Raw genomic sequence first — 273 nt, forward strand, 5'->3', positions numbered from 1 at the left:
GGCAGGCATCGCAGAGATTTTCGCGGGTGTCAGCTATGAGCAACTGGTCGGCTGGCAGTCCCAGCTCTGGCCCGTCAGCGCTGCAGGCGAAAGCACGCCGCGACTCTACACGGAATGGTTTAATTTCCCGGATGGCAAAGCGCGACTCTATCCGCTGAGCTGGCAGCCGCCCGCCGAGCAGGAGGATTCACAGTATAATCTGCTGCTGAATAATGGCCGGATGCTGGAGCATTTCCAGTCGATGAATCAGACCGGGCAGGGTGGCCGCATGAT

Annotated in this window: 1 pseudogene; it reads left to right on the forward strand. The window is 59.3% G+C overall.

The features are described 5' to 3' along the window. Positions 1-273, forward strand: a pseudogene (locus SB756_RS30080) (hypothetical protein); the annotation flags it as partial.

It is taken from the genome of Pseudomonas sp. SIMBA_068, from assembly GCF_046534705.1.
In the GTDB taxonomy this organism is placed as follows: Bacteria; Pseudomonadota; Gammaproteobacteria; order Pseudomonadales; family Pseudomonadaceae; genus Aquipseudomonas; species Aquipseudomonas putida.